This is a genomic window from Marinobacter sp. 3-2 (genome assembly GCF_003751355.1).
Classification (GTDB): Bacteria; Pseudomonadota; Gammaproteobacteria; order Pseudomonadales; family Oleiphilaceae; genus Marinobacter; species Marinobacter adhaerens.
Genome location: NZ_RJUQ01000018.1, coordinates 17,194 through 33,978, shown reverse-complemented (window position 1 = coordinate 33,978; position 16,785 = coordinate 17,194). Strand labels below are relative to the sequence as shown.

The following is a 16,785-nucleotide window of genomic DNA, read 5'->3' as shown; positions in this document are numbered from 1 at the left end:
CGGTTACTCGGTCTCTTCGGGGATCACCGGAGGCGGAAAGCCGCCCAGTTCTTTCCAGCGATTCACAATGCCACAGAACAGGTCTGCGGTTTTTTCCGCGTCATAGGCGGCGGAATGGGCTTCCTTGTTGCTGAACGGAATGCCCGCTAGTTTGCAGGCCTGGGCCAGAACCGTGTGGCCATAGGCCAGGCCGGCCAGCGTGGCGGTATCGAAGGTTGAGAAAGGATGGAACGGGTTACGACGGATGTCGGCCCGCAGCGCGGCTGCAAAGATGAAGTTATGGTCAAAGGTGGCATTGTGGCCCACCAGGACGGCTCGCTTGCAATCGTGGTTCTTCACCGCCTTGCGAATGGGGCTGAAGATCTCGCTGAGTCCTTCCCGCTCGGGTACCGCTTCTCGCTCCGGATTCCACGGATCAATACCCGTGAAATCAAGCGCGGACTGCTCCAGATTCGCGCCTTCGAAAGGATCGATCTGCTGAACGTGGGTTTCAGCGCGCCGCACCCAGCCATCGTCGTCCATGGTCAGTATCACTGCCGCCACTTCCAGCAGGGCGTCCCGCTCGGGATTGAAGCCAGCGGTTTCCACGTCGACTACAACAGGCAGAAACCCGCGAAAGCGGCGGGACATGGGATGCGGTGGTTTGTTTTCGTCAGTCACTCAAGCTCCGGTCTTGGCCGTGTGTGAGAAGGAATAAGTCAGGTTTACGCCAGTTTCCAGTGAACGGTTTCACCAGCCTTGAGGGGCACGATGGTTCCGTCAGCCAGCGGCAGCTCTGCCGGCATGGTCCAGGGGTCACGAATCAGGGTGATGGTATCGGTATTCCGCGGTAGGCCATAGAAATCCGGCCCGTTGAAACTGGCGAATGCTTCAAGTTTATCCAGGATGCCAAGCTCTTCGAAAATGTCCGCATACAGGCCGATTGCGCCGTAAGCCGAGTAACAGCCAGCGCAACCGCAGGCTGCCTCTTTGCGATCCTTCGAATGAGGGGCAGAATCCGTGCCCAGGAAAAAGCGTTTGTCGCCGCTGGCAACCGCGTCCCTGAGCGCCTGTTGATGGCGGTTACGCTTCAGGATTGGCAGGCAATAGAGATGCGGTCGAATGCCGCCTACCAGCATGTGGTTGCGGTTGTACATCAGGTGCTGGGGCGTCAGAGTCGCACCGAGGTTGTCACCGGCGTGCTGCCGGACAAATTCTGCGGAATCGGCCGTGGTGATATGTTCCAGTACAACCTTGAGGTTCGGGAAAGCCTCGAGAGTGGGTGCCAGGACACGCTCCAGAAATACCTTTTCCCGGTCGAAAATGTCGATATCGGCATCGGTTACCTCTCCGTGTACCAGCAGCAGCATGCCACAATCGGCCATGGCCTCCAGAACCGGATAGATATTACGGATATCCTTCACCCCCGAGTCGGAATTGGTCGTTGCTCCGGCCGGGTAAAGCTTGGCAGCCACAACGCCGGCAGCCCTGGCATCCCGGATGGTCTGCGCCGTCATGCTCTCGGTCAGATACAGCGTCATCAACGGCTCGAACTCGGTGCCATTGGCAGCCGCCAGAATGCGTTCCCGGTAGGCTGTGGCATCGGCTGCGGTGGTAACTGGCGGTACCAGGTTGGGCATGATGATGGCGCGACCGAAGCAGGCGGCCGTAGCCGGTACCACGTCGTTGAGAATGTCGCCGTCCCGTACGTGAAGGTGCCAGTCGTCGGGGCGTGTGAGCGTGAGCTTGTCTGTCATGGCGTTTGTCCGAAATACCTTTGGCGGGGCGAGCTTGTGCCCGGTTCTCTGGGAGCCGAAAAAATTTGGCGAATTATACCAGAAGGCGCGGGTGATTGTTTTCCGGTTGGTGGCTAAAGAACTTCCGGCTCAGGCCGTTAAACAGTCTGACTCTGCTAACTCCGGACACTGATGGCTAGCTCTATGGGATTTCGCCCCGGACAACTCCTGAATACTCTGCTGATTGCCACGTTGCCCGTGGTGCTTCTGCCGGCAACCGCGCAGGCTGCCAGCTATGGCGCCGGAATCGAGAACAGCCAGTGGTATCTCGCCGAGTCGGTATTTGAATGCCGGCTGGTGCACGAAGTTCCCGGCTACGGTCGGGCGGTGTTCAATCATCGCGCCGGTGAAAGTCTCAGCTTTTTCCTGGAGTCTGATTCCGCATTGATGCGACCAGGGCGCGGCAGCCTTGTGGTCGAGGCACCGGCCTGGCGTCCGGGTGTGGCGCCGAAGCCCCTGGGAACGGTCAATGTCTCGGATGATCGCCGTCAGGTCTCGCTGGATACCCGTCAGGCGTTCGTGGTCGCCCATGGACTTCTGGACGGGATGCGCCCGACGGTAACCAGGGAATCGTGGTTTGATGGCCGCCCGGTGCGGGTTCAGGTCTCCAACATTAACTTCGCCGGCGAGTACCAGCGTTATCAGCGCTGTACGTCCAATCTACTGCCGGTAAACTTTGATCAGATCCAGCGCTCGAGGGTGCCCTTTGCCAGCGGCAGCACGCAATTATCCGATGCCGACAGGCAACTACTGGATAACATCGTGGCCTATGTGAACGCAGATTCCACGGTTGAGCGGATTTTCGTGGATGGTCATAGTGACAGTATTGGAAGCCGGATCGACAACCGTGCGCTTTCCGAAGATCGCGCCAATGTGGTGGCCGACTACCTCAAGGCGAGCGGTATTGATGAAAACATGATTACCGTTCGGGCTCACGGCGACCAGTACCCGGTATCCAACCGGCCCGCAGATAACCGGCGCACCAATATCCGCCTGCAACGGGCCGGTGACCGCCCGGAACTGCAGCAGGCTAACGGTTATGGCGGCGAACCCAGGGGCTGATTGGCGTCAGTAAACCGAATCCAGTACTTCCAGGTGGGCATTGACGCTTTCCGCCAGGGCCCGCAGATGGTACCCGCCCTCCAGGGTTGAAATGATCCGGTCATTGCTGTGCTCACTGGCGACACCCACAATCATTTCCGTTAGCCAGCGATAATCTTCCGTATCCAGATTCAGTTCTGCCATCGGATCCAGCCGGTGGGCATCAAAACCCGCCGAAATCAGGATCAACTGCGGTTTGAATTCATTCAGGCGCTTCAGCCATCCCGCCTCCACCTGCTTCCGGTACTCTTCAGACGAACAGTTTGCCTCAATCGGAATATTCACGATGTTGTCGGCCTGCCGGTGCACATGGGAGTGCGGGTAGAAGGGATGCTGGAAGCTTGAGCACATCAGGATACGCTCGTCGCCACTGACAATGTCTACGGTGCCATTGCCCTGGTGCACGTCGAAATCGATGATCGCGACCCGCTCCAAATGATGAAAGGTGAGGGCGCGCATCGCGGCCAGGGCAACGTTGTTGTAAAAACAGAACCCCATGGATTTCGCCCGCTCGGCATGGTGCCCGGGCGGCCGGGCACACACAAACGCGTTGGTAACCTGGCTGCTCATGACCATATCCACGGCCTGGATATTGGCACCAGCTGCCAGACGAGCGGCTCGAAGGGTGTCGGGCATCATGGCCGTGTCCGGGTCGGTAAACACGCGGCCGCGGGTCGGTTGCATCAGGTCCAGTTGATGGAGATATTTTTCCGGATGCACCATCAGAAGCTGATCACGGGTGATTTCTTCCGGCCGCACCCAGTCCAGCTTCTGGTCCAGGCCAGTATCAGCAAGGTAGCTGATGATGGCCGCCAGCCGCTCAGGGCTTTCCGGATGTTCCGGCCCCATGTTGTGTTTCATGAAGTCATCGTGGGAAAAGAATGCCGTGGTCATACGTCTCGGACTGCCTTCGATATGCTTATATTTTCTTCAAGCTTATCAGGGAAAACTGCACGATGCCGTGTTTCTTTGGTCTTATAACGGCGATAGTCATTTCACATCGGGGTATCAAGGCCTAAGATAAGAGTTACACTCATAAGTAACCTGTTTTATTACATTTATTTCCCAACGGTCTGCCGGCCGCATACAAAGGAGAGTCAGCTTGAGCACCCGGTATCTGGAGAGCCTGTTTAATCCCGCGTCCATTGCGGTGATCGGTGCGTCGGAGCGGGCAGACAACCTTGGCGGTATGGTATTGCGGAACCTGATGGGGGGCGGTTATCCCGGCCGGTTACTGGTGGTTAACCAGAACGATTACGACAACGTGCACGGGGTGCCCTGCGTCAAGAAAGTCTCGAAAATGGAATTTTCCCCGGACCTGGCAATCATCTGTACGCCGCCGGATACCGTGGCCAAGACCATCAAGCGGCTGGGGGAGGCCGGGGTGCGCACCGCGATCGTTATGACCGGTGGCATGTCACGTACTCACAGTAAAACCGGCCAGCCCCTGATGTATTCCGTTCGTGAAGCGGCCCGGGAGACCGGAATCCGGGTTCTGGGCCCCAACACCATTGGCCTGATGGTCCCGGCACGCAGCCTGAACGCTACCTACGCCCATATGGGCGCCATCCCTGGCCGGGTTGCCTTCGTTGGCCAGTCCGGCACCATCGCCAGTTCGGTCATCGACTGGGCATTCGCCCGTGGTGTGGGGTTTTCCTACTTCCTGACCCTGGGCGATGGCATGGATATCGATCACGACGACCTGATCGACTACCTGGCGCAGGATACACAGACCCGTGCGATTCTCCTGCACATCGAAAACATTCCCAATGCCCGCCGCTTCATGTCGGCGGTGCGGGTGGCGTCCCGCACCAAGCCGGTTATTGCGGTGAAGTCCGGTCGGGTGCCGGAGTCGGAGTGGTTTCCCCACGACCTCCCTGACGGCCTGAAACGCAGCGATCCAATCTACGACGCCATGCTTCAGAGGGCAGGTGTGCTCCGGGTGGATGGCCTTGGCCAGATGTTTGATGCGCTCGAGACATTAACGCGGATGCGTCCCTTGCGCCGCGAAACCCTGGCGATTATGGCCAATGGGGTCGGCCCCGGTGTGTTGGCCGTGGACCGGTTGGCGGATCTTGGTGGTGAACTGGCAGAGCTGTCGAAATCCAGCATTGAGAACCTGGCCGAGCTGCTGCCACCTTACTGGACCCGCAAAAACCCCATTGACCTTAACTACGATGCCTCGCCGGAACTATACGGCCAGGCCATCAAGATCCTGGCAAAGGATCCGGAAGTGGCAAACGTTCTGGTGATGTATGCCCCGAGTCTGACGGAGGACAGCCTCCAGATTGCGGACGCGGTTGTGCAGGCGTCCAAGGGCACACGTCTGAATGTGTTCACCTGCTGGCTCGGCCAGAGTACGGTCATGGATGCTCGGGAAGAGTTTTACCGGGCCGGGCTGCCGTCGTTCTTCAATCCCGAAAAAGCCGTGATGGCATTCATGCAACATGTTCGTCACCAGCGGGTTCAGCGGCTGCTTACGGAAACGCCGGAATCCTTTACCGATCACTTTGCAGACCGCACCCATACCCGTCATGTGGTCAACAGGGCACTTCGAGCAGGTCGGTATCACCTGTCGAACCGGGAAGCGCGGGATCTGGTGCGGGACTACGGGATCAGCACCATCGAAACCATGTACTGCGACGATATGGAAGAGGTGCTGGAGGTGTTTGCGGTTGAGCGGCGCCCCATCGACATCACCATCATTCATGAGCAGGCGTGCCATCCTTTTCTGGACCTGAGTCCGACCCAGCGTCGTTACAAGGGTACGGTCCAGAAACTGAACAGCGAGGCGGCCATCATGGATTCCTGCCGCTACCTGATGGAGGAGTACAAGAGCCATTTCCCGGAAAGTGGATTTCTAGGGTTTGCGGTTCAGCGTTCCTACCAGCACGTGGGTGGGATCGAGTTCAGTGTCGGCATTACCCGGGACGCATTGTTTGGGCCCCTGGTGGTTTGTGGTGCAGCTGGCGCCCAGATCAACGTGATGACGGATCGTCAGATCGCACTGCCGCCATTGAACATGGTGTTGGCCCGTGAGCTTCTGCGCCGTACCTACATGTACAAGCTGCTGAAAGAACACAGCCTGAAGCCGGAGGAGGATATCCGCGCGGTGTCCGAGACCCTGGTCACTCTCTCACAGATCGTTATCGACATTCCGGAAATCAAGGGGCTTGAGATCTCGCCCTTGCTGTTCAACGAGCAGGGGGCCGTGGCTGTCAATATTGCCATCAATCTGGCCGACAAGCCGGGGCGGCCGATTATTCAGCCTTACCCGCGGGAACTGGAGGAATGGATTGTTTTGCCCAAATCCGGGCGCCGGGTCATCATTCGACCGGTACTGGCGGAAGATGAGCCTGCCCACCGGGCGTTCCATGAGTTGCAGTCGCCGGAATCCATTCGTTACCGGTTCTTCCAGTATCGCAAGCATTTCTCTCGCGAAGACGTAGCCCAGATGGTGCAAATCGATTACGACCGGGAGATGGTTTTTATTGCTAACGCGCCCAGGGAAGACGGGGAAGGCGAGGAAACCCTCGGAACCGTGCGCACCTGGACCGATGCCGATAACCTGCAATGCGAGTTCGCGGTCATGGTGCACGATAAAATGAAGGGCGAAGGCCTCGGCGTTGCCCTGATGCAGAAGATGATCGATTACTGTCGGGCCAGGGGTACCGTGGAAATGGTGGGCAATGTGCTGCCGGATAATCGTCCCATGTTGCAGCTGGCGGAACATCTGGGCTTTGAAATCAAGTTCAACACCGAAGAGGAAGTGATGGATCTGCGGCTGGTCCTGAACGAACCGGAAAAAGACTGGCAGAGAGAGCGGCTGGGAAAGATTGCCCACTGAAGAGCGCAAGGGAGGCCGGGTCAGACAAGACGGGTATCTGACCCGGTTTTAAGGCTTTACTCTTCGACAATCGCAGAGCGATCTTCGCCGCCGAGCGCTTCCAGGAGCCCTGGAATCAGCCGGGACAGCTCAAGGGTCATGAGCGTGAAAGCCGCATCAAACTTGGCAGCGTGGTCGTCCACGTCGACATCGTCCAGTTGATCCTGAAGTGTTTCGCCGAATTTGAGGCGACGGATGCCCAGTTCTTCATCCAGCACAAAGGAGACGTTGTCGTCCCAGGTCAGGGACAGCTTGGTCACCTGCATGCCCGCATCCAGATGGTTGCGGATTTCATCGGCTTTCAGGTCCAGGCCTTTGCAGCGAACCACGCCGCCATCTTCAGACGGATCCTTGAGTTCGCATTCAGTGCCCAGAACCACCTTGCCAGGCAGGTCGATGGATTCGTTCAGCCAACCGGTAAAGGTGAAAGCAGGTGCCTGTTCCACCGCGGGTGGACGAACCGGCAGCGATCCGAGGCTCTTGCGCAGAGTCGAGGCCAGATCTTCCGCCTGCTTGGCGGAACCCGCGTCCACCACCAGAACACCGTCCTGGGGGGCGAGGTAGGCAAAGGAGCGGCGGTTCTTGGAGAAGGCCTGGGGCAGCATCTCCAGCATTACCTGTTCCTTGATTTCGTCCTTTTCTTTGCGCCGGACCTTCCGGCCCTGCTCGAACTCGATGGCTTCGGCCTTCTCCTCAACCGCTTCTTTCACCACCGGGCCGGGAAGAATCTTTTCCTCCTTGCGCAGGGCAATCAGGTGATAGCCGTTGGCACTGTGAACCAGTTGTTCGCCATGCTTGCCCAGGGGCGGAACCCAGCCCTGGCGGCTGGTTTCCTGAGGTCCGCAGGGCTTGAAGGCATCGGCCTGGAGCTTTTCTTCCAGCTCTTCGGCAGAGATATCAAAGGGTTTGGTAAATCGGAATACGCGGGCGTTGCGAAACCACATCAGGGCTGGTCCTTGTCTTTCATATTTGCATGATCTCTACGAGTACGGTTTTAACGATAAAACCCACAACGCCGGCGCCCAGCACCGTAAACAGTGCGATGGTGCCGAACTTGCCGGCCTGGGATTTCTTGGCCAGATCCCAGACGATGACACCCATCCAGACAATCAGGCCGGTCAGAAACACCAGCATGGCGATCTGGGAAAACATTGCTTCGTTCATTGCTGACTCCGATTTCAACGTGGATTACTGTTCATCCCGCAGGAAAACCCAGTTGTTCTTATCGGATTGGTCTTCGCTGAAGTAATAGCCTTCGAGGTTGAATCCCTTGAGGTCGTCGGCCTGGGTAATGCGGTTCTGAATGGCAAACCGACACATCAGCCCCCGGACTTTCTTGGCATAAAAGCTGATCATCTTGTACTGACCATTCTTCCAGTCCTTGAATTGGGGGGTAATCAGCCGGCCTTCAAGGTCTTTCTTCTTTACGCTTTTGAAATACTCGTTGGAGGCGAGGTTGATCAGCACGCCGTCGTCATCCGCAAGCAGCCGGTTGATCTCCTCTGTGATCTTGCTGCCCCAGAAGGCATACAGATCCTTGCCACGGTTATTCTCGAACCGGGTACCCATTTCCAGGCGGTAGGGCTGCATCAGGTCCAGCGGTTTTAGGACGCCATACAGACCGGAAAGCATGCGCAGATGCTGTTGGGCAAAGTCGAAGTCCTGTTCACTGAAGCTCTCGGCGTCCAGGCCGGTGTACACGTCACCTTTGAAAGCCAGCACAGCCTGCCGGGCATTCTCGGGGGTAAACGGCGTGTGCCAATTCTGGAAGCGCTCGGCGTTCAGCTGCCCAAGCTTGTCGCTGATGCTCATCAGATTGCTGATCTGGTGCGGCTCCAGCGTTTTAAGCTGGTCGACCAGCTCGCAGGCATCCTCAAGGAATTCCGGCTGAGTATAGGTACTGGTCGCCAGCGGACTCTCGTAATCCAGCGTTTTGGCAGGGGAAATAACCATCAACATGTCAGGCAATCCTCATTGCAGGAATGTAAGTAAGTCATCCCTGGTAAAAGGCCAGTCCAGTTCCACACCGGTATCGTTGCGTCGGAGCACCGGTATCCGGGTACCGTAGCGTTCTACCAGTTCTTCGGACTGGGCAATGTCCACCACGTCTACCGGGATCGGCTCCGGCATGGGCGTGCTTACAAGCAGGGCTTCGGCCAGTTCGCACAGGTGGCACTGAGAGGTTGTGTAAAAAAGCAGTTCCATTATTTCGGTTGTGCGTCCAGTTTCTGGCCGTTGACGCCCTGGCTGTCCTTGCCCATGAGGTACAGGTAAATCGGCATCAGGTCCTCTGGTGCCGGATTTTGCTGTGGATTCTCCGCCGGATAGGCGTGGGCTCTCATGTTGGTACGGGTCGCGCCGGGGTTCAGACTGTTTACCCGGACATTGTGACGCTCATCGTCCAGCTCTTCGGACAGCAACTGGCTCAGGCCCTCTACGGCAAACTTGGAGACGGCATAGGCGCCCCAGTAGGCTTTTGCCTTGCGGCCGACACCAGAGGAGGTGAAGATCACCGAGGCGTCGTCGGATTTGCGAAGCAGGGGAATCATTGCCCGGCTTAGCAGGAACGGCGCCGTTGCGTTCACGTGCATGACCTTGTTCCAGGTTTCCGGGTCATAAAGCTCCACAGGACTGCGGTCGCCCAGAATTGCCGCGTTGTGCAGCAAACCATCCAGCTGCCCGAAGTTATCTTCCAGGGTCATGGCCAATTCTTCGTAGTCTTTCACCGCGGCGCCCTCGAAGTTCATGGGCACGATGGCAGGCTTGGGGTGGCCCGCTGCCTCGATTTCATCGTAAACCGTTTCGAGTTTGCTGACCGTGCGACCTACCAGTACCACGGTGGCGCCATGGGCGGCGTAGGCCTTGGCTGCAGCCCGGCCAATGCCGCTGCCGGCACCCGTCACCATTACGATGCGGTCTTTCAGAAGATCGGCGGGTGCTTGGTAATCATGCATAACCTGTCTCCGTGTCAGGCTGTTACCGGCTGAACACCGGATCCTAAATTTGATGCGCTATTGTAACAGCTTTGCCAGATCCGTGACGGTGTCGGCGATGAGGTCCGCTTGCCACAGGTCAATGGCTTCCGGCTCCTCGATGTAACCGTAGCGGACGGCGATGGTTTTCATGCCTGCGTTGCGCCCGGCTTCGATGTCCCGTGCGTGGTCGCCCACATAAATGCCGGTGGCGGGATCGGCGCCGATCTGCTGGCAGGCCAGATAGAGGGCCTCCGGATGAGGTTTGCGCTGGGCAACGTGATCGGGGCAAACCAGTGCCGCGCACCGGTCAGCCAGGTTAAGGGCTTCGATCAGTGGAACCGCGAACCTGGCAGGCTTATTGGTCACAATGCCCCAGGGAATACCTTGCTCCTCGAGGGCTTTGAGAAGCTCGTCCATGCCCTGGAACAGGCTGGTCTCCACTGCCACGCCCGCCTCGTAGAGGTCGAGGAACGCGGTGTGTTTTTCCAGGTATTCCGGATGTTCCGGTTCCAGGCCGAAGCCGACCCGGATCATGGCGCGCGCGCCGTTCGAGACCGAGCGTCGGATATGCTCGTGTGGAAGGGCGGGGAGCCCGTGCTGTTCCCGTAACTGATTAAGGCACCGGATAAAGTCCGGTGCGGTGTCAATCAGCGTTCCATCCAGATCAAACAGGACCGTGGAGGCTCGATGCGTGGTTTCAGGCTTCACGAATATCCCTGGCATGCATCAGATAGTTGACGTCCACGTCCCGTCCGAGCTTGTACACCTTGGTGACGGGGTTATAGGTCATGCCCGTAAGCTCACGGACTTCCAGCCCTGCGTGGCGAAGATGGTCGGACATTTCCGATGGCCGGATAAATTTCTTCCATTCGTGTGTGCCTTTGGGTAGCAACCTGAGCACGTACTCGGCCCCCACAATCGCAAAAAGAAACGATTTCGGGTTCCGGTTGATGGTTGATACAAACAGATGGCCGCCCGGTTTCAGCATGGCGGCACAGGACCTCACCACCGATGCGGGATCCGGCACATGCTCAAGCATTTCCAGGCAGGTAACCACGTCGTACTGGCCCGCATGTTCGCTGTCCTCGGCCAGTTCCTCGATGGTGATCTGGCGATAATCCACATTCACACCGCTCTCCATGCCATGCAGCCGCGCGACGGCCAGCGGAGCCTCGCCCATGTCGATACCGGTAACGTGGGCGCCTCGCTGGGCCATGCCCTCCGACAGCAGGCCACCACCGCAGCCGACATCCAGAGCGCGCTTTCCGGCCAGGGAAACCCGCTCATCGATGTAGTTCAGCCGCAGGGGATTAATATCATGCAGTGGCTTGAATTCGCTCGAGGGATCCCACCAGCGGCTGGCAAGGGCCTCGAATTTGGCGATCTCGTTCCGGTCTACGTTCTGGTTTGTCATGGTTGGTTCTGCCTGGTGAATCAATAGGAAATCAGTTAGTCAGCCTTTGTGCGGATTCGCCCGGCCCAGTCCTCAACTCGAAGCATGAGATCGGCAACGTCAATGCGGGTAAGCCGGCCATCCTGTACTTGTGGTACGCCGTTAATCCAGCTGTGGCTTACTGATCGACCATGGTTGCTGTATACGAGGTGCGAAGCCGGGTCGTAGACCGGCTGCAAAAACGGGTCGCTCAGGTCAATGGCAATGATGTCCGCCAGCTTGCCCTCGGCCAGAGAACCCAGTTCATGGTCCCGCCCCAGAGCCCTTGCCCCGTTGATGGTGGCCATCTGTAGGGCCTTGTGCGCCGATAGCGCCGAGGCATCATTGGCCACTACTTTGGCCATCATGGCGGCAGTCCGGAGTTCCCCGAACAGATCGAGGTCGTTGTTGCTGGCGGCGCCGTCGGTGCCTATGGCAACGTTAATCCCGCTATCGAGGAGTTCCTGCACCGGACAAAGGCCGCTGGCCAGCTTCAGATTCGATTCCGGGCAGTGGATAACATGGGCGCCCGTTTGTTTAAGCAAGCTGATATCGCTGGCATCGATCTGGGTCATGTGTACGCACTGGGTCTCTGGGCGGAGCAGGCCTAGATCCGCCAGTCGGGCTGTAGGCCGTTGACCCAGCTTTTCAGTAGCCTCGGCCACTTCGAATGCCGTTTCGTGCAGGTGGATCTGGATGGCTGCGCCGGTCTTTTCCGAGAGCCGGATGGCTTCAATCATCGGGCCGTCGGACACGGTGTAGGGTGCATGGGGGCCAATGGCCGGCATGATGTAGCCATCGTTTTTCCAGCTGTCGATAAAGTCGGCGCCCTTGCTCAGGTATTCCTCGGGGCCGGCACCCCACGGCGTCGGGAAGTCGAGCAGCGGAAAACAGACTTGCGCACGAATGCCCGTATCGTGCGCCATCTGAGCCGCAATTTCCGGGAAGAAATACATGTCAGAAAACGTGGTGGTTCCCGTACGCAGCATCTCGGCCATGGCCAGTTGGGTGCCATCGGCAATGAACTGCTCGCTGATAAAGCGACCTTCGGCCGGCCAGATATGGTCATTCAGCCAGGTCATCAGCGGAAGGTCGTCTGCCATGCCCCTGAACAGGCTCATGGCCGCGTGGCCGTGCATGTTGATCAGGCCGGGCATGACGACGTGGTTCGGAAGATCAACGGTTTCCCGGGTTCTGAACGATCTGTCCGCCTGTTCCTGGGGAATGACTGCGGCAAGGCGGTCACCCTGGATAATCACTGCATAGTGCTCAAGTACCGTGCCTGCCGGCTCAATCGGGATCAGCCAGCGCGCGTTGATGCGAATATCGGCTGCGGTGATAGTGTCTGCCGTCATTTATCCTGCCTTACAGCGCATGGCGCGGAGCTTCCACACCTTGAAAATGTAGCCCGGAAGTATAACCGTTATACTGGCAGTTTTCAGCGCTGAAAAACCGGAGCAGTCTTCTATGACAACAACCCCGAAACCCTCTCAAGAACGGGCCATTGGCACCGTTGCGATTCGCTGGCACGGCAGCAGTCTTGAGCTGCTGGATCAACGCCTGCTGCCGGGAGAGGAACATTGGATAACGCTGGAAGGCGCTGCCGGTGTAGCGCAGAGTATCCGGGATATGGTGGTTCGGGGCGCTCCTGCAATCGGCATCAGTGCAGCCTACGGGGTGGCCCTTGCGGCCAGACATGCCGGTGGCGGGGACTGGAAGGCCGAAATCAAACAGGCCATTCGCGAGCTTGCAGCTTCACGTCCGACCGCAGTAAACCTGTTCTGGGCGCTGCAGCGCATGGAAAAGATTTTCCACGCGTGCCATTCGCTGGACGAAGCGGTAAAACGCCTGGCCTCGGAGGCCCGGGCCATACATGAGGAAGACCTGGCCGCCAACTTTGCCATGGCGGACCATGCCCTTGAGTTCATCGGAGCAGAGGCACCGTTTTCGGTGCTGACCCATTGCAATACCGGCGCATTGGCCACCGGGGGCTACGGTACGGCACTGGGCGTTGTTCGTCGTCTCCATGAGGAAAAGCTGCTGGCAGACGTCTATGCCGACGAGACTCGCCCCTGGCTTCAGGGTGGCCGGTTGACGGCCTGGGAACTTTCACGCGACGGCATAGCCGTCACGTTGAATGCCGATGGTGCCGCTGCCGCCATCATGGCCCGGAAAGACGTACGCTGGGTGATCGTCGGCGCGGATCGAATAACTGCCAATGGTGATGTGGTCAACAAGATCGGCACCTACAGCCTGGCGGTTCTGGCCCGCCATCACAAAGTGGGCTTCATGGTGGTCGCGCCTTCAAGTACGGTGGATATGGCCACGGCGTCAGGGGCAGACGTGGCCATTGAGGAGCGCGACGGCATTGAGATCCGGGAGATACGCGGTATCGGGTTGGCGCCGGAAGGCATCAACGTATTCAATCCGGTCTTTGACGTGACACCGGCAAGCCTGATCGACGCGATCGTTACTGAAAAGGGCGTGGTGCATAACCCGAATATAACCGGTATGCGGGCGTTATTTGGTTGACGGTGGGGTGCGCTCCGGCTGTTTCTTTTTGGCGGGAGGCTTGTCAGGTGACCTTTTCACGTCGGGGTGCTTTTCCTCGTAAGTGGCCCTGAGTTCCGCCACCTGCCGCTCCTGCTCCTCAATAAAGTGCAGGGACATTTCAAAGCTTTGACGGGTGAACTCCAGCACTTTCTGGAAACCTTCATCCGAGAGCGTGCGAGCGTCATCATGCCGGCGGAAGATGTTGATAAACTCCCGCTCCCGCTCAAATTGCAGGGGCAGTCTCGCCACGCCCCAGTCATTCAGAATCTGCCAGACTTCGGGATTGTAGTTGCGCGTGGTGCGCATGATGAACGGGATGGGATCGTTTCTGGCAATGAGGGCTGCCAGGCGTAGTATCAGTTCGAATGACAGGGTGGTGGTGCCGTTCTCGATAGCCTCCAGGACGGACTTGTCCCGCAGGTTAAGGGCCTCGCTCATTTCAGATACGGTGAGGCCGGCCACTTCGCGGATGTCCTTGAGAGACTGGCCTGCTGTGAGCATTGCCCGCAGCTGATCCTGGGAATTGATCAGCGCCCGGCCCACCCGAAGAGACGTATCCGTCGCCTTGACCCCGAAGCGGAGCGCAGAACCGGTAAGGCTTGCCAGGCGGTCGATCAGGCCTTCCGGCGTTCGTTCCTGAGCCGCCGGTTTCTCCAACCCTTCCACTTCTTCCAGGGAGCGCATGGCATGTAGCGCGTCCAGCAGCATGTCTTGCAACATCCGTGCTTTCTGGCGGCTATCCTGTCCGCCTGCGTCCTTCTCAGTCATGAGACCCGGAGCTGCCTGTTCAACGTGTCACTGCGGCGGCCGGAGACTGTGCCGCAAATTGCTGGGGATCCAGGATCGATGCCATGCGGTTATCAAGGTCCAGCATGTCGGCCATGATATGTCCACCTTCCCGTATCACGAAATCCAGCTCCTCATCGGTGGAATTCAGGTCCGCCGCCTGCTGGTCTTGCCAGTCTTCAAGGTCTTCCAGCGACTCGAACGGTGTCTGGCCTTTCAGTTCACGACGGGCATTTGCGATGGTGAGCCGTGTGCGTTCAATCTGTTCGTGCTCAGCGCGGCGTTCTTCCAGGTTGAGGCTGACGCTGTCGGTGGCGCGCTGTTTGGTCAGGAAGTCGATCTCCTGCTGCAGCAGGCTGAATTCAGGGTTGGTTGAGAACCGTTCTTCGTGCCGCTTGCGAAGCTCATCGATAATGCCGCTGAAATCGAAGTAGCGTGTATGCGGCACGGCCTCGATCTGGTCCCAGGGCAGGGCATGATCCAGGGCGTCCTCACCGATGCGGGTCTTGTCGATACGAGAAGGAATCTCAATGTCCGGGATAACCCCTTTGTGTTGCGTGGAGCCGCCGGATACCCGATAGAACTTGGACTGGGTGATCTTGAGTTGCCCGTGGTTCAGGGGACGCACAGCCTGAACGGTGCCCTTGCCAAAGGTCTGGGAACCGACAACCAGTCCGCGGCCATAGTCCTGGATGGCGCCGGCGAAAATTTCGGACGCTGACGCACTCATGCGGTTGGTGAGGACCACCAGAGGCCCGTCGTAGGCCACGGAAGGATCTTCGTCATTAAGTACCTGCACATCGTTATTGGCGTTGCGAATCTGAACGGTGGGGCCCTTGTCAATAAACAGGCCGACCAGATCATTGGCTTCGTGCAGCGCACCACCGCCGTTGTTTCGCAAATCCATCACCAGGCCGTCAACGCCGTCGGCTTCGAGCTCCGCAATCAGGTTGCGGACATCGCGGGTCGTGCTCTTGTAATTCGGGTCACCAGCCTGCATGGCCTGGAAATCCGCATAAAACGTGGGGATGGTAATGACGCCAATCGTATATTCCTTGCCACCACGTTCAAGACGTATGGTGTCCTTGCTGGCGCTCTGCTCTTCCAGCTTTACTTCATCGCGTTTGATGGCGATGGTCTCGGTAATGGTCTCGTCGGAGGCATTGGCCGGAATCACTTCCAGTGTGACGGTCGAGTTGCGCGGCCCACGAATCAGATCCACCACTTCGTCCAGACGCCAACCGATCACATTCACCGGTTTTTCGTCTTCCTGTGCGACAGAAACAATGCGATCTGCGGGCTCAAGCTGACCCTGCTTGGAGGCTGGCCCGCCGGGTACCAGTCTCACCACCTTGGTGTATTCGTTGTCCGACTGAAGCACAGCACCGATGCCTTCCAGTGAAAGGCTCATGTTGATATTGAAGTTTTCTGAGGTGCGCGGCGAAAAGTAGGACGTGTGCGGGTCCCACATGCCGGTAAACGCATTCATATAGGCCTGGAAGGCATCTTCACTGCGGGCCTGGTACGCGCGCTTCAACTGGCCTTCGTAGCGGCGGCGCAGGGTTTCAACGATGGCTTCGTCTTCTGCCCCGTTCAGGCGCTGAGCCAGCACCGCATTTTTAATGCGCTTGACCCAGAGATCGTCCAGGGCCTTGGCGTTCGATTCCCAGTCCGCTTTCGAGCGGTCGACCAGAATACTTTCGTTGGCCGAGAAATCCAGCGTGTCGACGCCCTTGTCGATTGTTTCCAGAGCAAACTGGAGGCGCTCGATAATCCGTTGCTGAACCAGATTGTAAATATCGAACCCGGGCTGAAGCTGACCTGTTTTCAGGGCAGAGCCGAGTTGAGTGCGGATTTTGTCGAACTTCGCAATGTCGTCCTGCGAAAGATAGATTCTCTGCCCGTCGAGGTAATCCAGGTAGGCATCAAACACATCTCCGGAGAGTTCATCGCTGATTCCGAGATCCCGGAAGTGGGTAAACTGCAGTTGACGGGCGATCAGGATATTGGCTCGCGCCTGATCAATCGTCGGTGCAACTGGCTCGTACACGTCTGGAGTTTCAACGTTCGCATGAAGCCCCAGTGGCGCAGACAGCAGCAATGCTACAGTCATTGCCTTGCACACCCCGAACCGAACAGATCCGGCCGAAGAGCGACGAGCCATAATTCTTTCCGCGATGGTCATAAATGCTTACCCGACGGTGTTGGTAGCCCCTCGGTTTGCGAGGGAGTGTCTACCCGTGACTTATTAAATTTATTGTAGGCAAGCACTACACC

At 58.0% G+C, this 16,785-nt stretch carries 16 protein-coding genes; 3 read left to right on the top strand and 13 right to left on the bottom strand.

The features are described from left to right. Positions 1-3: 3 nt before the first annotated feature. Together rnt and pyrC are read right to left on the bottom strand one after the other, a co-directional pair. On the bottom strand, positions 4-660 hold the full coding sequence (gene rnt, locus EDB94_RS17975) for a ribonuclease T (protein ID WP_075267700.1): 657 nt from the start codon (positions 658-660) through the stop codon (positions 4-6). A gap of 44 nt (positions 661-704) precedes the next feature. Then, positions 705-1,736, bottom strand: coding sequence for a dihydroorotase (gene pyrC / locus EDB94_RS17970; RefSeq protein ID WP_108019202.1), 1,032 nt, complete (start codon positions 1,734-1,736; stop codon positions 705-707). Between the two features lie 183 nt (positions 1,737-1,919). Here pyrC and EDB94_RS17965 point away from each other — a divergent pair, with 183 nt between their 5' ends. Beyond that, the gene (locus EDB94_RS17965; RefSeq protein ID WP_108019203.1) at positions 1,920-2,837 is read left to right on the top strand and encodes an OmpA family protein; all 918 of its coding nucleotides are present in this window, start codon (positions 1,920-1,922) and stop codon (positions 2,835-2,837) included. Between the two features lie 6 nt (positions 2,838-2,843). Here EDB94_RS17965 and EDB94_RS17960 read toward each other — a convergent pair whose 3' ends face one another. After that, positions 2,844-3,770, bottom strand: a complete 927-nt coding sequence (locus tag EDB94_RS17960) for a histone deacetylase family protein (protein ID WP_008171440.1) — start codon at positions 3,768-3,770, stop codon at positions 2,844-2,846. Between the two features lie 208 nt (positions 3,771-3,978). Between EDB94_RS17960 and EDB94_RS17955 the strand changes: the two genes are divergently transcribed. Continuing rightward, positions 3,979-6,723: a GNAT family N-acetyltransferase gene (locus EDB94_RS17955; protein WP_014576672.1), complete on the top strand. Its 2,745-nt coding sequence runs from the start codon at positions 3,979-3,981 to the stop codon at positions 6,721-6,723. A 56-nt stretch (positions 6,724-6,779) separates the two neighbouring features. Here the strand turns inward: EDB94_RS17955 and rdgC are convergent, their stop codons facing one another. Genes rdgC through EDB94_RS17915 form a run of 8 tightly spaced genes read right to left on the bottom strand, consistent with a single transcriptional unit; the run spans position 6,780 to position 12,524 of the window. Continuing rightward, entirely contained in the window at positions 6,780-7,706 is a 927-nt protein-coding gene (rdgC, locus tag EDB94_RS17950; protein WP_014576673.1) for a recombination-associated protein RdgC, read from the bottom strand. A gap of 19 nt (positions 7,707-7,725) precedes the next feature. Next, positions 7,726-7,926, bottom strand: a complete 201-nt coding sequence (locus EDB94_RS17945; protein WP_008171445.1) for a DUF2788 domain-containing protein — start codon at positions 7,924-7,926, stop codon at positions 7,726-7,728. Between the two features lie 24 nt (positions 7,927-7,950). Continuing rightward, positions 7,951-8,721, bottom strand: coding sequence for a peroxide stress protein YaaA (yaaA, locus tag EDB94_RS17940; RefSeq protein WP_108019204.1), 771 nt, complete (start codon positions 8,719-8,721; stop codon positions 7,951-7,953). Positions 8,722-8,733: 12 nt separating this feature from the next. Continuing rightward, positions 8,734-8,967, bottom strand: coding sequence for a glutaredoxin family protein (locus tag EDB94_RS17935; protein WP_008171448.1), 234 nt, complete (start codon positions 8,965-8,967; stop codon positions 8,734-8,736). Beyond that, a complete protein-coding gene (locus EDB94_RS17930; protein ID WP_008171450.1) occupies positions 8,967-9,716 on the bottom strand; it encodes a YciK family oxidoreductase in 750 nt (249 codons plus the stop codon). The genes EDB94_RS17935 and EDB94_RS17930 overlap by 1 nt, the downstream gene beginning before the upstream one ends. A 57-nt stretch (positions 9,717-9,773) precedes the next feature. After that, on the bottom strand, positions 9,774-10,460 hold the full coding sequence (gene gph / locus EDB94_RS17925) for a phosphoglycolate phosphatase (RefSeq protein ID WP_181259069.1): 687 nt from the start codon (positions 10,458-10,460) through the stop codon (positions 9,774-9,776). Continuing rightward, positions 10,435-11,151, bottom strand: a complete 717-nt coding sequence (gene ubiG, locus EDB94_RS17920; RefSeq protein WP_008171454.1) for a bifunctional 2-polyprenyl-6-hydroxyphenol methylase/3-demethylubiquinol 3-O-methyltransferase UbiG — start codon at positions 11,149-11,151, stop codon at positions 10,435-10,437. The genes gph and ubiG overlap by 26 nt, the downstream gene beginning before the upstream one ends. Positions 11,152-11,186: 35 nt before the next feature. Continuing rightward, on the bottom strand, positions 11,187-12,524 hold the full coding sequence (locus EDB94_RS17915) for a TRZ/ATZ family hydrolase (protein WP_108019206.1): 1,338 nt from the start codon (positions 12,522-12,524) through the stop codon (positions 11,187-11,189). Between the two features lie 112 nt (positions 12,525-12,636). Between EDB94_RS17915 and mtnA the strand changes: the two genes are divergently transcribed. Then, complete coding sequence (mtnA, locus tag EDB94_RS17910) at positions 12,637-13,701, top strand: S-methyl-5-thioribose-1-phosphate isomerase (RefSeq protein WP_108019207.1); 1,065 nt, start codon at positions 12,637-12,639, stop codon at positions 13,699-13,701. Here the strand turns inward: mtnA and EDB94_RS17905 are convergent. Further along, complete coding sequence (locus EDB94_RS17905) at positions 13,690-14,490, bottom strand: helix-turn-helix transcriptional regulator (RefSeq protein WP_108019208.1); 801 nt, start codon at positions 14,488-14,490, stop codon at positions 13,690-13,692. The two genes, mtnA and EDB94_RS17905, sit on opposite strands and share 12 nt — an antisense overlap. A gap of 19 nt (positions 14,491-14,509) precedes the next feature. Continuing rightward, complete coding sequence (locus EDB94_RS17900; RefSeq protein WP_108019209.1) at positions 14,510-16,693, bottom strand: carboxy terminal-processing peptidase; 2,184 nt, start codon at positions 16,691-16,693, stop codon at positions 14,510-14,512. Positions 16,694-16,785: the final 92 nt, after the last annotated feature.